This is a genomic window from Bacillus sp. ISL-45, assembly GCF_018613195.1.
In the GTDB taxonomy this organism is placed as follows: domain Bacteria; phylum Bacillota; class Bacilli; order Bacillales; family Cytobacillaceae; genus Mesobacillus.
Window position 1 is genome coordinate 162,331 of the sequence record NZ_JAGGQQ010000003.1, and the last position, 17,609, is coordinate 179,939.

Genomic DNA, 17,609 nt, shown 5'->3' on the forward strand with positions numbered 1-17,609 from the left:
GCACAATTGTGCAGGCTCTGATTTTTATCTTATCGTGTATTCCACTTTTTCCATTGTCCTGAATCCTTTTTCAAAGGCAGCAATGTCCAGGGGTTTCTCAATGTAATAGCCTTGTGCATAATGGCAGTCCATATCTCGCAAAAGATTCAGCTGTTCATGCGTTTCGACACCCTCGGCAACAATCTTCACGGAAAGTCCCTGTCCCATTGTAATAATTGCCTTGACGATTGCAATATCAGATGGGTCGTCATGGAGATTATTGATAAAAGATTGATCGATTTTTAGCGTATCGATCGGTAAATTTCGCAAATAACTTAACGAGGAATATCCGGTGCCGAAATCATCAATCGAAACCTTTACCCCCAGCTCCTGCAACGATTTCATAACCGAAATGCTGTAGACAATATCTTTCAGCATGGCGCTCTCTGTGAGTTCCAGGGAAAGGTATCCTGGGGCAAGCTGCGAAACCTTCAGCGCTTCGATCACCTGACCTATAAAACCGTGCTGCTGGAACTGGTAAGCTGATACATTCACCGAGATTCCGAGATTGGGGAAGCCATTCTGCTGCCAGGCTTTTGTCTGGACACAGGCGGTTGTCAGCACCCACGCACCAATCTCCTCAATTAACCCTGTTTCCTCTGCGAGAGGAATGAACTGTGCCGGCGATACAAGGCCAAGATGCGGATGCTGCCAGCGGATGAGAGCTTCTGTGCAGGTAATCTCCCCAGACTTCAAGTCCATTAGCGGCTGGTAGCAGAGATAGAATTCATCTTTTTGAAGCGCTTTTCTTAAATAGCTTTCAAGCTCAAGCCGAACCATGGCCTGATCGTTCATTCCAGTTGAGAAGTAAGTAATCCTATTTCCGCCCTGGTTTTTTGAACGGTTCATCGCAATATCAGCATTCTTCAGCAGTCCATGTTCATCTAGACCATCTCCTGGAAAGGAACTGATGCCGATGCTCGCTGTGACGATGAACTCTTGATTTTGATAAGACATAGGCATTGAAATCAGATTTTGCAGTTCCCTGGCTATTCTTGTCGTCTGATCGATGCTGACATTCTCTGTCAGCATCAGGGTGAACTTATCACCGCTGAACCTGCCAAGATAAGCTCCTGCCGGGAGTCGGTCCAGGATCCTTTCCGCCAGCTCCTTTAAGACAATATCACCAGCGTAATGTCCCAGACTGTCATTAATGATCTTGAAACGGTCAATATCAATGACAAGTACGGCAAGCAGTTCTTTCTTATGCTTGGCGCGGTGGAGCATCTCTTCAAGCTGTTCGGTAAATCTCATTCTGTTCGGCAGCCCAGTATCCTGGTCGTAATAGGCGAGCTGAATGATCTTTTCCTCTGTTTTCTTCTGTTCCGTTATATTCCGCCCTATTCCATATGTTCCTACACAAGCCCCATTAACCGTAATGGGGATATTTTTGATTTGAAAGATCTGCGCTTCGCCGCTCTTGATTGGAATTTCTATTGTATAGGTTTGATCTTTCCCTTTGAGAGCCTGAATGAAATGCATTTTGGCACGGTGTACATCTTCCTTGTTGATAAAGTCGAGTGCGGACCTGCCGATAAGTTCATCTTCTGTATAGCCGAAGGTTTTCATGAATGCCTGATTGATACTTGTGAAATTTCCTGCCAGATCTGTTGAATAGACAAAATCTCCATTGTTGTCAAACAATGAACGATAGTATTGCTCGGAAACTTTGAGGCTTTCGTTAAGGTGAAGGATATCTTGCTGGGAGATTTCTACTAGATTGTTCAAGGTATTGATCGTGTACTGATCTTGAAGAATAGGATTGAGTTCATGTTTATCGAAAACAGTAATTGTGATGAAATACTTTTTTTCTTCCATGAAGCTGTTCCCAGCTTCACAGCTCAACACTGTTGAGGCGGGAAGCTGCTTTTTAAGCATCCGTTCCAGTTGCTGAAGCTTTTCTTTTTCACTTTGGCTGAAAAAGATCTGTACCAGCAGATTGCGGTGTTCTTTGAATGAATTGCCCTCTATAAAGCTATTAAGTTGTCGTTCATTTTCGTAAAAGCAGCTTTTTGTCGTAGCCATTGCATTCTCCAATTTTTATATTTCTCCAATAACCCTTATAACTTAAATTATCATATTTCTTTGGGTTAAGATATGACAAAAAAAGAAAAAACTGCCTATGAAGACAGCTTTCTTTCGACAAATATTAGAACATATCTGTTCCAAGCGGAAGTGAAAAACCTAAATACAGTACAAGCAGAACTGCGACAACAAATTGAACCCACAATACAGACGCTTTTTCGTTCTTTCTCGTACGGATCAATATCATTTCCAGCATGGCGATGACCCACAGGCCTACTGCCGCTTTCAGCACATACATCAGGTTGATATTGATGCTGAACAGAAGCCAGAAACCAGTCAACAGAATCAGCACGTAAAATAATCTAAGGACCATCTGGACAATTTTCGCGCCCTTTTCCTTACCGCTCTTATGTAGACCAAGTGCTACAAAGAATAAAACCAAAGCCAAAAACCAGGCTGTCATATGGGCATGGATCATGTACCCGTCCTCCTAATAGTAAATTCTAAAATATCATATCATAACGGCGCCAAAAAAACTAAAATTAACCGGCCAGGCTTAAGTTAGCCCTCCACCTTGTTGCGTAATGTCCCAATTCCTTCAACAGTAATTTCAACGGTATCTCCTGCCTTCAGGAACCTTGGCGGCTTGAAGCCTTTGCCTACGCCTGCTGGTGTTCCGGTTGCAATAATATCCCCTGGCTCGAGTGTCATTCCCTGGGAGAGCACTGCAATGATTTCTTCTACCGGAAAAATGAAGTTTTCCGTATTGGAATCCTGTCTTGCTTCTCCATTTACGGTTGTCTTTATATCCAGATTATTTGGATTTGCGAGTGCTGATTTATGGACAATCCATGGTCCCATCGGGCAGGTTGTATCAAGGCTTTTCCCGATGAAAAACTGCTTGTGCTTCGCCTGGAGGTCACGGGCTGTCACATCATTCACGATTGTATAGCCAAACACGTAATCCAATGCCTCTTCCCTTTTAATCGCCTTGCCTTTCCTGCCAATGATGACTGCCAGCTCGCCTTCATAGTCCAATTGCTCTGTCAATTCGCTGTGCGCAAGGATATTCTGATCGTGGGCAATAACGGTGGTAGGTGCCTTTGTGAATACCATGACATGTTCAGGAATATCATCCTTGCTGCCCATTTCGATCGCATGCTCGGCGTAATTTTTGCCGACACAGAAAATATTCTTGGCCGGGCGTGGAATCGGCGCAAGCAGTTCCACCGATTCTAACGGAAGGTATAGCTCGCTGTCGAGATTGTTCGCGCTTACCCATTGAATTGTTTTTTCCGCTTCCTGATAAAAAACTTCACCGTGTGTAATGGCTTCAATCATGTTAGACGGGAGACTATTTTCACCACCCATTTTTTCATAGGCATCCAAAAGCGGCAGAACGCGACTGCCATCTGAATGAACGATTCCAATAAACTGACCAGATTCATTTTTATATGTAGCGAATTTCATGTTAACGTCCTCCTTTAATAGACTGCTCTTCTATGAATTTGTTTGTTTCACGAGGATTTGTAAAATGGTATATTTCTTTTCCCTGAAGCTTGAATTCTTCTAACTTGGCAATAATTCCAGGAGCTTTTTCACGCTTGTATTTTGCGACCCACTTGATAAAATCCCAATCAAGTCTCTCCGGGCAGCCTTCATTCATATCCGGCCTTGTCCTGCCATGGTACATGATTCTCCTTTTGAAAACTCCATACAGGCATCTTGGAGCAGAATAATCAAGGAAGATGATGGTGTCAGCTGCTTGTGCCCGCATATCAATCGTGCTGCCGTAGTTGCCATCCATGATCCATGAATCTTTTTCAATCACTTGCTTGATGAGTGTTTCCCACTCATTCTTTGCAGTCATTTCCCAGCCCGGTTTCCAGTACAATGCATCAAGATGATACACCTTTATGTTGCGTATTTCTCCCAGCTTCCGGGAAAGTGTCGATTTCCCTGCGCCTCCGCAGCCGATGATGATGACCTTCTCCATCAGGTTTCTCCTTTTTTAAAACGCTGCTTTTTCAAATAGGTGCCACTCCGCCACAGCCATTCTACCGGCCCATAGTAAAACCTTTTGACCCACCAGCTGCTAAATGCCAATTGCATTATGTAAATGATCAGCGCCAGCATTGATCCAGAGAAAATGGACAAATCCCCGTAGTACCCTAGTCCATAACTATAAAAAATCAGTGTCGAAACGATGGACTGGATCAGATAATTGCTGATGGAGAGCCTGCCGGCAGCCTCCATCGGGTAGAAGAACCTGTCAAATTGTTTTAGCTCAGAAACGAGCGCAATAATTAATGCATAAGCCATCGCGACCAATACACCGCCAAAAACATCCTGCAAATAATCCGTCATCATCGTTTTGCCAAACAGGTACGGAATTGCTTTTATCAACAGGCCAAGGGCTGCGAATGCAGCCGCAGCGACTGCAATCTTACCTCTTTTATTACGTACATTTTCAAACAATTTCAGCTTTGCCGCTCCAGCTCCTATCATGAACAAAGGAAGAATTGTGATCAAATATAAGAACAACCCCACAAGGTTATTATTTTTATACCATTCAGTTATTCTATAATGTGTCACTTCCGTATAGCTGCCCGTTTGATAGATGGTTATCGACTGCTCTGCAGCTTGTGCGTCATACATCGAAAATCCCTCTCCGCCATCAACAACTGATGCTGCACCAAGCATCAACAACAGGAGGATGTTTGGAACTATGTATAAACCCAATCCGGCAATAAAAAGCCTCTTCGCACTCCACCCAATAAACAGAAGGAAAACAAAACCGCAGACTGCATAAGTTATGAGAATATCACCTGGCCAGATCAAGAATGCATGGATGATACCAATCAACAAAAGGATTGAAAGTCTTCTTAAAGCAAGAGGGTTAAAGCTTAACCCTTTTTCAAGCGTGCGTTCTCTTAAAATAACCAGACCATATCCGAACAGCATCGAAAACAGCGGGTAAAAGCTGGCCTGGATAAATATATCAATGAACCGGTATGTAAATAAATTTTCGCTTCCACCCCACCATGTCTCTGGATCAATATAAAAATACGGCGAATGGAATGAAATCATATTTACGAGAAAAATACCCAATAATGAAAAGCCCCGCATCCGGTCAATTGAAATAACCCTATTTCCGGATACCTGTCCGTTAATCTCCATTTTCCCCCTCTTTCCATCCTAATAGTTAACATCTAATCTATGTATATCACACAATAAAACAACATGCCAAAGGTAACTGAACAAAAAGCGCAAGCGCCTTGGTCAGCCCCGACAAGCGCTGGAGGGCCGACCGGTGAAGTCGTTCTTTGACTTCATTGGGCGGACCGAAGCGACTCGAGGGGCTAGGCGCTGGAGCTGGATTAAGAAAACACATGTAATATTTACAACTAAATTATTATATAAATTCCTACCAAACTAAATGTGCAGAAGCACCCCCGCTGCAGCTGTACCAATCTCAAAGTGTATATAAATTCTTGTACTACAATAAAAAAAAGGATGCCAATAGCAAGGCATCCCCCCAGGCCTATTAGTTTACAAATCTGCCAGTCTTTCCATTGCTTTCCCAATATTCGTTACGCAAATGAACTTTCTGGATTTTCCCGGAAGCCGTTTTCGGCAGTTCTTTTACAAAAGTCACTCCTGTAATCGCTTTGAAATGGGCTAGCTTTTCTCTGGAAAAAGCAATGAGTTCCTGTTCTGTGACTCGCTCATTTTCTCGCAGCACAATATAGGCATGCGGAGTCTCACCCCATTTTTCATGAGGAACGGCAATGACTGCCGCTTCAAGGACCGACGGATGATCATACAAGACACCCTCGACTTCGATGGAGGAAATATTTTCGCCGCCACTGATGATAACATCTTTCTTGCGGTCGACGATATCAATGTTGCCGTATCCATCGACGGTTGCCATGTCCCCGGTATGAAGCCAGCCATTACGGATCGTTTCCATCGTCGCCTCTTCATTTTTCCAGTAGCCTTTCATGACTCCATTGCTTCGGGTTATAACTTCTCCAATTTCCCTGCCATCATGGGCAACTTCTTCCCCATGCTCATTCACGACTTTTACCTGGCTGCCAATCATGGATACGCCTGCTTTTGCTTTCATTCGGTATTGTTCATTCAAAGGCAGCTTCTTCAAATGCGACCTGATCGTTGAAATCGTGCTTAAGGGTGAGGATTCCGTCATCCCGTACACCTGGATGAACTCCCAGTCCAGTTCTTTTTCCACCCGGGTGACGAAAGCCGGTGGCGGTGCAGAACCAGCGATGACTACCCGTACCTGCTGTTCGATGGTCGGGACATTCTTTTCAAAATACTGCAGCAGCGCATTCAACACAGTTGGAGCCATATGCATGACGCTGACTTTATGTTTTTCCAGCGCGTTGAAAATTGTCTCGGGCGTCGTTTTTCGCAGACATACTTGTGAAGCGCCGTTCGCTGTGTAATAAAATGGCGATCCCCAGCCATTGACATGGAACATTGGCAGGACATGCAGGAGGACATCCTCATCGCTGACTCGTAAATGGTGCATCGTGCTCAGCGCGTGGAGATAATTATTCCGGTGAGTGAGCATGACTCCTTTTGGATTTCCGGTCGTACCGCTTGTATACAGGAGACTGCAGACATCATTTTCTTTGATTTCTTCACGTTTAAAAGTTTCAGCAGATTGCTGTGAAAGCCATTCGTCATAATTGATTTCATCCAGGCTATTTTCCTTGTAATGGACAATAATATGCTGAACGCTTTCGAGCTGATCCTTGATTGGCTGGATCAAATGATATAAATCCTGGTCCACGAACAAAACCTTTGATTCACTGTGGTTAAGGATGAACAAATAATCATCAGGCTTCAGGCGGATGTTCAATGGGACCATGACTCCGCCCAGCTGGAATACACCATAAAAACCTTCAAGCATCTCAATCGAATTTGGTGCAAGATAGGCAATCCGGTCGCCTTTGCACACCCCCAGCTTTCTTAAACCATCGGAAAGCCTGTTCACCCTATTATTCAACTCAGAATATGTAAGTGCCCGATCTTCGGAAAAAATGGCTTTCGTATCGCCGTATAGTGACACCGCACGATCTAGAAACTGGTTCAAAAGCAATGGAACGTTCATAATCTGCCTCCTGTAGAATAATTTTATAATTCTAAATATATAAATATATTAACATATTACTCCACCTGTTATATAACTTTTTAACTGTTATATAACATGTATTTTCTCTAAGGCTTTGCTGCAAAACTCTTGTATCAACCCCTGATGACCATTGTTTGCGAAAAGAACCTTTTAAACTGAATAGGCATTTTAATCACATTCTGCTTCTGGGCACATAGGATAATAGAGAAATCTTATTAAAGGGTGTTGCTTATGCCAGCAATTGTTGGAGTCGCACAGGTCATTTCCATTGGGAACAGCTCCGTTTTCCATATAGGCGATGTTTACAGGATAAGCCCGGTTTCCAATGCAAAAACATTTTCCGGAGCTGGCTCATTCAATACCGGAGATGGATTGACCGTGTACAATAACCAGAGCTCAACGAATACCTATGATCAGGATGCCGTCGATCAAGGAAACTATCTGAATGTATAATGCGGGTGAGTCGAATGAATTTTTATATACAACAATCCATCAAAATCAACCTTCTGAGGATTGATGGAATCACAAACTCTTCTGTACTGCAAATTGGCAGTGCAGGAATGATCAAGCCAGTTTCCTATCTTTATAACACCGGTGGATTTACAGCTCCTGCGCCAGAGGCGGTCCACCCCACAGAAATCAGCACTGGCATGGGAGATATGCCAGGCGGTACACTTGAAGCCCCTGCAGTCCCTTTGCAGGCCCCTGTTCCACGTAGTTAGGGATGTTTTAAAAATCGGCCGATTCGAGGTGATTCATTTTGAATGCGGAATTTTATCATTATATAAAGAAGCTGCATTTATATGTGGAGCACCAGAGCAGAAAGACTGCAAGATTGGAGGAAATGATTTCCGAACTGCAGCAGGAAATTGCTGCACTGAAGGAGCGGCCTCCGGTTCAAATCGGAAATATCGAGTATAAGTTCGACCAGTTAAAAGTGGAAACCCTTGAGGGAACTTTAAATATTGGTTTAAACCCAACGGACATGGATGGAATTGACGATTTTACCGTAGATCAAAAGGCTGTGAATGTACCGATTCCGCCAAAGCAGTTATTTAAAAGGACAATCGAGATTGAAACAGCAATAGACCAATATCTAGAATCGGAACTGGAGAACATTTACCGAGGTGCCCAGGCGGAGCTGGGAATCAGTGTAGATGATTCCTATTTCGAGTTTATAAAAAATGATATCAAAAAACAATTGTCTGGCAGAGTGGCTCAGCATTTAAAAGAACAATCCTCGAATGAAAGAGGTACGGAACTTAGCCCTCAGCTGAATGAACGGGTGATTGATTTGATTAAGCAGGAAATCCAGAATGGTGTATTCCTGTTCCTGAAAAACCTGCCGGATAATGTAAAGGAAGGACGTTCTTAATGAATTTCCAAGTTTATAACCGTGATATTTGTGTCGGCGACATCAGGATCATAGGTGTTTCAAGTTCCTCGCTGCTGATGGTTGGGGATGCAGATACAATCCAGCTGGCAGCAACCTTTGATACACCTGCAGAGTCGTTGATTGTCGGCCCATTTGTCCCTCTGTCGCCGGATATATCGTGATCGCTATGCTTCGGAGAATAACTTGTGTTGACCACATAAAAATTGACTCGGTATCCTTCTCCTCGATTTTCCAGATAGGTGATTCGCAACAAATACAGGCGGTTTCCAGGGCTTTGGCCGTACAAAGAGAGGCTGAGATATTTTTTGATAATGAAGGGAATTACAATGTCTATCCAATTTTTTCAGAAACAATCCCATTTCAACCAGCAGAAGAAGAAAGTGTTATTTTCTCTTCCCAGAACCTCAACCCTGTATTGAAGGTTCGGAACATTGATATCCTGGGAACCTCTTCCTCGTCTTTAGTGCATCTTGGAAACAGCCACAATATTTCCATGGAAGCCCGGGTTAAGCATATACGTCAACTTTTGCCCCGTAATAACAACTCAAGTGGGGAAGGCATATAGATTTAGTATGGAGTTTCTAGTCTATATCCGGTTTTACGACGGCAATGAGCATAAATAACTAAACAAAAGCAGAAAAGGATGTTTTCAATGCCAGCAATAATAGGTCCTGTGCAAATATTGAATGTAGGCGGCGGGACGGTGCAGTTTGGCGACACGCTGTTCATCTCGCCAAAAAGCAATTCAAAAACAGTCGCTGGGCAGGGTGGATTCAATACTGGAGGATTTATCGTCACATATAATGGATTAAGCGCCAGCAATGTCCTTGATGCCAACTTGATTGACCAGCCGACTGTGGGAAATAACTAGCGTTTATTTCTTTTTCGCGCATTAGATTTTGAAATTTTCGGCAGCCTTGTAGAAGGCTGCTTTTTTATCCATTTCAAAAATTTCCCCAATTCAGGATGGGAGCGAAGACGCTCAATTGTGTTCAAATCCGCTGCAAGCTCATCATTCGTGAACAGAGCATGAATCTGTTTATGGCAAGGGATGCACAGATCGGCAGTTGGCATGAAAGTGCCCCCCAGTTCTTTAGGAACCAGATGGTGAATGGTCACCTCAACATCCTGCCTGCCGCATAATTCGCATGTGCCGGACTTCTTTTTCTTTGCCACTCGGTGATCCCACCTATCAGAATGAATTTTGGCATAAAGTGCTTTCTTTGAAAAAAAAGTTTCTTTACTCATAAAATCTTTTTACCTTGGTAGGTGCACCATTACACACGGGTTTTTACGGTTTTGGATCCAATATATATTGGTTCATCTTTTCTGAGTAACCTATAGGCTCTTTTCTATCGGACACTTTTCTCTTTCTTCGCCTTACGTTTGTCCAATACAGCCCTTCTATCGGAAACTTTTCAAAGCCAAACCCAAAAAAACCGGCAGGGTTATTATTCACAACCCGCCGGTTTTTAACAATCCTTTATAGTTGATCCAGTTCCAGCAGATGACCGCCGTCGAAGAAATATAAGTACTTCTCCTCAACCGGCTGCTTCCACACCTGTTCGATTGCTTTGGCATACAAGCTGATTTGGATTCGATAACGTTCCTCGAGAATCGGCTTTGCCTGCTCAAAACCGCCTTTGTAGCGGTCGTGAATGCCATCCGTTTTAAAATCAAGCAGGACTGTCCCTTTTTCATCCTGGAATATGCAGTCGACTACCCCTTGGATAAAGATCGACTCGTTTTCTCCCTGCCAATCTGGATATACTTCTTTTGACGGCAATGACAGATAAAATGGAACTTCACGGCTGACTTTTTCAGCAGTAACCAGTCGCTTGCCGATATCAGTTTCAAAAAAGGCAAGTATCCATTTTTTATCAACAGCATCCCGTTGCTCAGGGAAAAGCAGCTCCTTCTCTACCATCCTGTCCAGCTGCAGTTCCAGAGAGGCTTCCGTTACAGGGTGGTTCAGATCGATATGCTGCATGACCATATGCATCGCGGTTCCGCGTTCTGCAGGTGTAAGTTTCTTCTCCTGCATGAATCTCGGCCTATTGAGGATTGGTTTTGAAAACCTCCGGACAATCTGTGTTCCGCTCTCTTCATCCCTGGTTTCGTGATTGCGCTTCAGCTCGGTAACTGACTGCTTGGAACGGTGGTTTGCTGCTTCCTTGAAATGATAGTTCCAGGAAAGCTGACTTTTCACTGTCTCTGCCAGTCCTGATTCCTTGTTTACAGGTTTTCCTGCTGCTACAAGGTCCATAAAGCTTTCTTGCTCTTCGGTTTTTTCCTCACCATATGAAGCGATTGCCTCTGCTTTAATGCTTTCGATTTTCCAGCGGGAAGGATGGCATGTAATCTCCTCACCCAATTCTGGATGAAGGGTTTCCTCACCTTCCCTGATATCAACACAATCTCGATGGCGGATCACTGCAGGTCCAATCCAATCGATATAGCCTGAAGCTGACGCTCTTAAATATTCATCCAGCAGCCACTCCGGATGGCTTGCCTCGTCCTGCCATTTGCTGATCGTTTTTTCGGCATCCTTGACCGAGCCGATCAAGTAGAGCTTTTCCTTTGCCCGTGTCAAGGCAACATATAATACCCGCATTTCCTCTGCCAGCATCTCCATCTTTTTCTTGCGCTTGAAGGCTAACTGCGGCAGAGATGGGAGGGATATCCGCTTTTCAGGATTGATATATTTTGCTGCGAAGCCAAACTCTTTGTCGAGCATGTAGAATTTCTTCAGGTCCATCGTATTGAAATTCCGAGCAAGCCCAGCAACGAAAACGACCGGGAACTCTAGACCCTTGCTGCTGTGTATCGTCATGATCCGGACGACATCTTCCTGCTCTCCAAGTGCTCTGGCAGCCCCAAGGTCATCGCCGCGTTCCCTCATCCGCTCAATGAAGCGCAAAAAGCGGAACAGGCCGCGGAAACTTGTGGCTTCATACTGTCTCGCGCGATCATAAAGTGCACGCAGGTTTGCCTGGCGCTGCTTGCCTCCTGGCATCCCGCCGGCAAAATCGAAGAAACGGGTTTCCCTGTACAATTGCCAGATCAAATCCGAAACGGAACCCTGCCTTGCCGAAGTTCTCCATCTCTTTAAGCTTTCAAAAAAGCGACTAGTCTTCTCGTGCAATCCTTCATTTTCGGGTACTGGCCTTTGCAGGCAAAATGCTGTCAATGCCTCATAGAAGGAACCGCGTTTCTGGCTGACCCTGATGATGGCAAGCTCTTCTTCATCCAGCCCGACAATCGGAGACCTCAGGACAGCCGCCAGCGGAATATCCTGATAAGGGTTGTCGATTACTTTCAACAAAGAAAGCATAATTGCTACCTCAGTTGCCTGGAAATACCCAGTAGACAGATTCGCATAAATCGGGATTCCCTGCTGCTTGAATTCCTCCATGATTTGCGGCGCCCATGTCATCGATCGGAGGAGAATGACGATATCCCGGTAGTTTACCGGTTTTGATGTCTTTGTCTTTGGATTGTATACACCCCGGCGTTCTTCTACCATATCCTTAATATGCTTGGCCATCAGCCTTGATTCAAGCTGGGATTGTTCCAGGTCGTCTGCGTCGAATTCACCTGCTGCCGTTTCATTATCTTCACCAGACTCTGTTTCTGCAGATTCACCCTCACTTTTATCAATCAAGAGCAGCTCCACTGGGAACTCGTCATCCTCAGGATACGGCGCACCTTTTTTCAGCTCGGCATTTTCATCATAATGAATTTCGCCAACCTTGATCCCCATGATTTGCTTGAATAAATAATTTGTTCCGTCAAGCACCTCTCTGCGGCTCCGGAAGTTCTTGGCCAAATCTATTTTCAACCCGGTTCCTTCTCCACTTGATGTGAATCTGTTGTACTTTCCGAGGAACAAATTAGGCTCTGCAAGGCGGAATTTGTAGATTGATTGCTTAACATCACCAACCATGAACAGATTGCCTGATTCTTCCCCTTCAGCTGTCACAAGCTGGAGGATGGCTTCCTGCACCATGTTTGTATCCTGGTATTCGTCCACTAGGACTTCCTTGAACTTAATTCTATATGCGAGAGCTGCCTCAGAAGGTTTAGCTCCTACTACCTCCGCTTCCGATTCAGCTGACAGGATATCCAGTGTATAATGCTCAAGATCCGAGAAATCGACGAGGCCGCGCTCCTGCTTCACTTCTCCAAACCTGCTCGAGAATTCTTTTACAAGATCAATCAGGACAGCGACCAGCGGCTTCATTTCCTGCATATCCTTCAGGAAGCTTTCGGGCTTGCGCGAAAAGAGTTCCCCTCGCAAATCCTGGACGATTTTCTTTGCCCGGTCCCTAAGCTTGGCTGCCTTGTCTACAAGATCCTTGTCGAAATCATCACCGCGGCATGTTTTTGCCCTGCCAAAATTGGCTAGCTGGATCGCCTCATAAAGCTTTGCCCATGATCTGTCCTTTGCAGCAAGCAAGGTATCAATCACATGCAGGTCTTCTGTAAAATTAACAGCCCTTGGCGCAGGCCCTCCAGGCATTCTGGCGATCTCCATCCCTTTTTCCAGAAGCTGTTTCGCTCCCTGGAGCTGAAGCTCAATATCCGCAACGAGCACCTTCATGAAAGGAAGGTCCTCCATCGCTGCACTGCCTGCTGCGTCGTACATGGAAACGATTGAATCAAGATATGCATCAGGCGAAGGATTGGATCTGGCGAAATCAAACAGGTCGGCAATGATATCCTTCAATCCTTCATCGCTGCGGTCATTCGTGAACGCATCTACCAGGTTGAAAAAAGGCTGGTTGTCTGACTTTCCGTATTCTTCCTCGAACAGATTCTCCATCACTTCGTCCCTAAGCAGCTGCCCTTCTGTTTCATCTGCAATCCTGAAACCAGGGTCGACATCAATCATGTAATAATATTTTCTGATCACTTCAAGACAGAAGGAGTGAAGTGTTGAAATCGACGCTCTGTTCAGCAGGCTAAGCTGCTTTTTCAAATGAGTAGATGCCGGATTGCTGTCGATCGCTTTTTCCAGTGCTTCCCCTATCCTGTGGCGCATTTCAGCCGCGGATGCATTCGTGAATGTCACGACGAGTAGTTCATCGACATTAATCGAATCGGTTTCCGAAGTTATTTTCTTGATGATCCGCTCAACAAGCACAGCAGTTTTGCCCGAACCTGCTGCCGCTGCGACTAGGATGTCCTGCCCCGAGGCCATGATTGCCTTCCACTGATCTTCTGTCCAGGTTGCCCCTTCCGGTATAGGCGGTATATTCATTTTAGCCAAGATCCTCTTCCTCCTCCCCGATTGATGCAAGAATATCCAGTTTCTTGATTTCTTCTAATCGATCATTTACTCCTGGCAATCCATCGATTGCCTTCATATTTTGATCCTGCCGGAGCGACTCCAGCAAGTCTTCCTTTTTAATGACCGGAAGCTTCCTGAAATCATTCGATTCCACTCCCTGGTCAAACTGGCAGACTGGCTTGAAAGAACAGAATGTACATGGTGCCCTGTCCTTAAGCTTATACGGGGCCACATCGACGATTCCGCTGACAATCCTGTTTCCCGTCTCTACATACTTATGGCGGACGAATTGCCGTAAATGGTCAAAGTCTTCCTTGCTGGCCACTTTCGAGCTTTTCAACAGGCTTCCATCCTTTTTAAAACCTGCGGAAATAATCTGGGAACTCCCTGTCTCCAGTCCCTTGTCCATCAGTCTGATGACATTCTCATCACTGAGCAGCAATCCATTCATTTTGAAGCGTTTAAGGATTTCCTCTTCAATTTCATCAAGAGTCAGCATTTTGGATGCGTTGACAATAGGGTTATGGACATGGAAATACAGGACTCCAGCCGGGTCAGCAGTCTTGCCGACCAACAATGGCGAATGAGTGATGATGATGTCCAGATAGGTAAGCATTTGAAGGGCCACACCATAATATACCTCTGTCAAATTGACATCCTTCACGCTGGATTTATAGTCGACGACCCTCAGGTACACTCCCTGGTCATCCTCTGCTTTATCGACGCGGTCAATCCGGCCCATCAGTTCCATCCTGGTGCCATTTTTAAGCGAAAAAGCAAGCGGAGGCAGTTTTCCCTGTCGGCCGAAGCCAAGCTCCAGGCCTACTGGTGAAAATCCGCTCACCTTTGCATGCTCACTTAATACGAGCGACGCGCGGCTAATGATATTCTGAAGCTTCTGCCTGATATAATGATGCCTGTTCGAGCTCAGCAGGATCTCATTCTGCAATTTAGGAGCCAGCTTTTGGACAGCATCCCTTGCAAGCTCTTCAGCCTGGGCTCTTGTAAGCTGGGCCCAGCTGAGGTTTTGCTGCATGACGGTCTCGGCAATCTCCTTAAGCGCAGCGTGGAACAGATCCCCAATATCAGGCGCTTCAAGGCGGAAAATCTGGCGGTCACGCAGCTTCAGGCCATGCTGGACAAAATGCGAGAATGGACAGCTGTTGAACAGTTCCATCCTTGAAACACTCGCCTGGATTTCGTCACCATAAAGCTCCTTCGTGAGTGATTCGGACAACTGTTTTGTCCTGTTTTCGTAAAATAAGCTTGAAAGAACCTTGCGTGCTGTATCTGACCATTGATGATTCTTTATATAGTAATCATACACATCCCACCAAAAATCATAGACAGGATAATTACGCTTCTTCAATTGAAGCTGGGAAGTCAGATAAGACAAGGCTACATTTTCACCAGCAGCGTATTCTAATTGCTCCTCTTCCGGCAATTCCGAGGGATCCGGCAGATAGAAATGCGTTTGATGTTCAGGGAATAGGTCAGAGATCCTCTTGATGAATGAGGATGGCATCAAAGCCTTCCCTTCTTCATTGGCGATTGGATAACTGATATACAGTTGTTCTGACGGCGTAACGAATGCTTTATAAGCGATGAAGTTTTCGTCCAGAAGCTTCGTACGGCTGCCCGGAGCTAGCTTTAATCCTTTTGACTGCAAAAGCTCCCGGTCATCATCTGCAAAAATTCCTTCCTCCGTCATCTTCGCCGGCAGGACCCCTTCGTTGACGCCGATGACGAATGCGACTTTAACATCGGCAAGCCGCGTTTTTTCAATGTCGGCAATCAGTATCTGGTCAATTGCCGGTGGAATCAGCGAGAATCTGAGTGATTCAAAACCAGCGTCAAGAATCGAAACGAACTGTTTTGGCGCAACCTTCGTGTCACCTAGCATCTCGACGAACTGGTCAAGAAGGTTGACCACTGCGTTCCAGGCTTGCTCATGCTCCCTCGCATCTACCAGCCTTCCTTCTCCCTCTGCCGACATTCTCCAGGCTTCAAGCTTCGCCGGGATATCAAGCTCTTCCATAAATAGATAGACTGCTTCCGAAAGCTTCCTTCCAGTGTCAGCACGCTTCAGGCGGCGAGCCATCCTCAGCAGCGGAGAAGTAATAAGCAGCCTCAGGTCATTCAGTTCTTGCTCTGTCTGTTTTTCTAAATCTGTCTGGGCCAGACCGTCATACTCCAGGCCGCGGATTCTCCGGTATTTCCAGCGTTCTTTTTTTGTCCATTTATCTCCCTGGATGCCATATGCAAGAACATAATTCTCCAGTACATCCATCTGTTCGCGCATCTTGTTCAGATTCACGCCATCAGGGAACAGCAGGTCCGTTTTTACAGCCCGGAAAATCGGCTCATAGCGCCAGCTCCCCAAAACTGTTTCAAGGCTGGAACGGACTAGCTCAATCAATGGGTGATGGAGCATATTCCGCTTCTGGTCGATAAAGTAAGGCAGTCCATAATCGTCAAATATCGTTTCAAGCACTTCACGGTATTCGCTGCCTCTCATCAGTACGGCAATATCGCGGTAACGGTAACCATTATCCCTTGCCAGACCTAGGATCTTTCGGGCTACCCCTTCAAGTTCCGCCCTCCTGTTGGCTGCCTGAGCAATATGGATTGCGGCCCCCCCGTTGTATCTGACGGCAGGCCTGGAATCGAACTCTCTTTCTAGATGCTTTAAGGATTCATCCTGCCAGCGCCTCTGTTCCGTCAGCACAATCTCTTCTTCAAGCTCGTAGCCTTTTGCTTTTATCATGTCATACAGAGTTGAACAGGTGTCTCCTGTTATCCTGAATAAATGCAGTTCGTCAGGCTGACCATCTTTGAATCCCTTGTCGACTGGCAGCGCGATGGTCACTCTTTTACAAGTGTTCATCAGCTGGTCAATGATCATCAATTCAAGGGGCGTGAAACTGTAAAAACCATCAATGTATACTTCTGCATTTTTCAAATATTGCGAGGCCGGGATTTTCTCGGCCAGCAGTTTAAAGTAATCCTCTGAATCTATATATTTGCCGAATAATTCGTCTTCAAATTGTCGGTATACCAGCTCAAGATCATGGATTTTATCCTTCAGCGCTTTATTGCCTGCTGAGCTTTCCTCCAATTTTCCGGCGAGCTCATCCGGATTGATTGCATAGCGTTTGAACTCGATCAGCATCTGTTCCATCTGCTGGACAAACCCATTCTTATCCGCTGCCTTTTGGAAGATTTTCAGCTCGTCCTTTTTGTCCTCAATAATTTTGCGGATCATCATGCTGATCCCGACGCTGTCCAAATGCTGGCGAGTGTATCCCCCTGTTTCCTGCAGGATTCTCCATGCCAGGCGCGGAAAGCTGAAAACCTGCGTCCTGATCATGCCGCCAAGTTCAGGGTCAGTGGACAATCTGTATTCGGAAAGGAATGACATTTGTTCAGGGACAAGATAAACAATCGGTTCCCCCTGCGGGTCCGAGATGAGCCTGTCCTTGATTTCCTTAATGATCATCTCGGTCTTCCCGCTCCCCGATCGCCCCAGTACTAAACGTACAGACATCTTACTACCCCTTTCTCTCTTAAAATATCTATCTCTTTTATTGATGATAAAAACTGAAAAAGGCGCTTTATTTCCATGCGCCTTTCCATACCAAACGACTGTTCTATATATCATTCATTATACCTTTTTTGCATGCCAATTTGAAAGC

Annotated in this window: 15 protein-coding genes; 6 read left to right on the forward strand and 9 right to left on the reverse strand. The window is 45.3% G+C overall.

The features are described 5' to 3' along the window. Positions 1-24 precede the first annotated feature (24 nt). The 6 genes from J7E35_RS02560 to J7E35_RS02585 form a co-directional block, all read right to left on the reverse strand. Positions 25-2,064 carry a sensor domain-containing protein gene (locus tag J7E35_RS02560; protein WP_214776636.1) on the reverse strand — a complete coding sequence of 680 codons (2,040 nt, stop codon included), beginning with the start codon at positions 2,062-2,064 and terminating at the stop codon, positions 25-27. Between the two features lie 124 nt (positions 2,065-2,188). Then, positions 2,189-2,542 (reverse strand): YisL family protein, encoded by a 354-nt coding sequence (locus tag J7E35_RS02565; RefSeq protein WP_214776637.1) that lies wholly within the window; start codon positions 2,540-2,542, stop codon positions 2,189-2,191. 83 nt (positions 2,543-2,625) lie between these two features. Beyond that, positions 2,626-3,534, reverse strand: a complete 909-nt coding sequence (locus tag J7E35_RS02570) for a fumarylacetoacetate hydrolase family protein (RefSeq protein ID WP_214776638.1) — start codon at positions 3,532-3,534, stop codon at positions 2,626-2,628. A gap of 1 nt (position 3,535) precedes the next feature. Next, the gene (locus J7E35_RS02575) at positions 3,536-4,060 is read right to left on the reverse strand and encodes a DNA topology modulation protein (protein WP_214776639.1); all 525 of its coding nucleotides are present in this window, start codon (positions 4,058-4,060) and stop codon (positions 3,536-3,538) included. After that, on the reverse strand, positions 4,060-5,244 hold the full coding sequence (locus J7E35_RS02580; RefSeq protein WP_214776640.1) for a DUF418 domain-containing protein: 1,185 nt from the start codon (positions 5,242-5,244) through the stop codon (positions 4,060-4,062). Before J7E35_RS02580 ends, J7E35_RS02575 begins: the two co-directional genes overlap by 1 nt. 367 nt (positions 5,245-5,611) lie before the next feature. Further along, positions 5,612-7,204 (reverse strand): long-chain-fatty-acid--CoA ligase, encoded by a 1,593-nt coding sequence (locus J7E35_RS02585; RefSeq protein ID WP_214776642.1) that lies wholly within the window; start codon positions 7,202-7,204, stop codon positions 5,612-5,614. A gap of 252 nt (positions 7,205-7,456) precedes the next feature. On the opposite strand from J7E35_RS02585, the gene J7E35_RS02590 reads away from it, so the two are divergent. The 6 genes from J7E35_RS02590 to J7E35_RS02615 all read left to right on the forward strand — a co-directional run bounded on the left by J7E35_RS02590 (position 7,457) and on the right by J7E35_RS02615 (position 9,492). Beyond that, a complete protein-coding gene (locus J7E35_RS02590) occupies positions 7,457-7,678 on the forward strand; it encodes a spore germination protein (RefSeq protein WP_214776645.1) in 222 nt (73 codons plus the stop codon). A 14-nt stretch (positions 7,679-7,692) separates the two neighbouring features. Continuing rightward, complete coding sequence (locus J7E35_RS02595) at positions 7,693-7,947, forward strand: spore germination protein GerPB (protein WP_214776647.1); 255 nt, start codon at positions 7,693-7,695, stop codon at positions 7,945-7,947. Positions 7,948-7,985: 38 nt separating this feature from the next. Beyond that, positions 7,986-8,600: a spore germination protein GerPC gene (gene gerPC / locus J7E35_RS02600; protein WP_251009655.1), complete on the forward strand. Its 615-nt coding sequence runs from the start codon at positions 7,986-7,988 to the stop codon at positions 8,598-8,600. After that, entirely contained in the window at positions 8,600-8,782 is a 183-nt protein-coding gene (locus J7E35_RS02605) for a spore gernimation protein GerPD (protein WP_214735407.1), read from the forward strand. Before gerPC ends, J7E35_RS02605 begins: the two co-directional genes overlap by 1 nt. A 5-nt stretch (positions 8,783-8,787) precedes the next feature. Beyond that, positions 8,788-9,186 carry a spore germination protein GerPE gene (locus J7E35_RS02610; RefSeq protein WP_214776649.1) on the forward strand — a complete coding sequence of 133 codons (399 nt, stop codon included), beginning with the start codon at positions 8,788-8,790 and terminating at the stop codon, positions 9,184-9,186. 87 nt (positions 9,187-9,273) lie between these two features. After that, the gene (locus J7E35_RS02615) at positions 9,274-9,492 is read left to right on the forward strand and encodes a spore germination protein (protein ID WP_214776651.1); all 219 of its coding nucleotides are present in this window, start codon (positions 9,274-9,276) and stop codon (positions 9,490-9,492) included. Here the strand turns inward: J7E35_RS02615 and J7E35_RS02620 are convergent. The 3 genes from J7E35_RS02620 to addB all read right to left on the reverse strand — a co-directional run bounded on the left by J7E35_RS02620 (position 9,489) and on the right by addB (position 17,461). Beyond that, positions 9,489-9,797: an HNH endonuclease gene (locus J7E35_RS02620; protein WP_214776653.1), complete on the reverse strand. Its 309-nt coding sequence runs from the start codon at positions 9,795-9,797 to the stop codon at positions 9,489-9,491. The genes J7E35_RS02615 and J7E35_RS02620 overlap by 4 nt on opposite strands. A gap of 307 nt (positions 9,798-10,104) precedes the next feature. Then, positions 10,105-13,884 (reverse strand): helicase-exonuclease AddAB subunit AddA, encoded by a 3,780-nt coding sequence (gene addA, locus J7E35_RS02625; RefSeq protein ID WP_214776748.1) that lies wholly within the window; start codon positions 13,882-13,884, stop codon positions 10,105-10,107. 1 nt (position 13,885) lies between these two features. Then, complete coding sequence (addB, locus tag J7E35_RS02630; RefSeq protein ID WP_214776654.1) at positions 13,886-17,461, reverse strand: helicase-exonuclease AddAB subunit AddB; 3,576 nt, start codon at positions 17,459-17,461, stop codon at positions 13,886-13,888. Between the last annotated feature and the right edge of the window lie 148 nt (positions 17,462-17,609).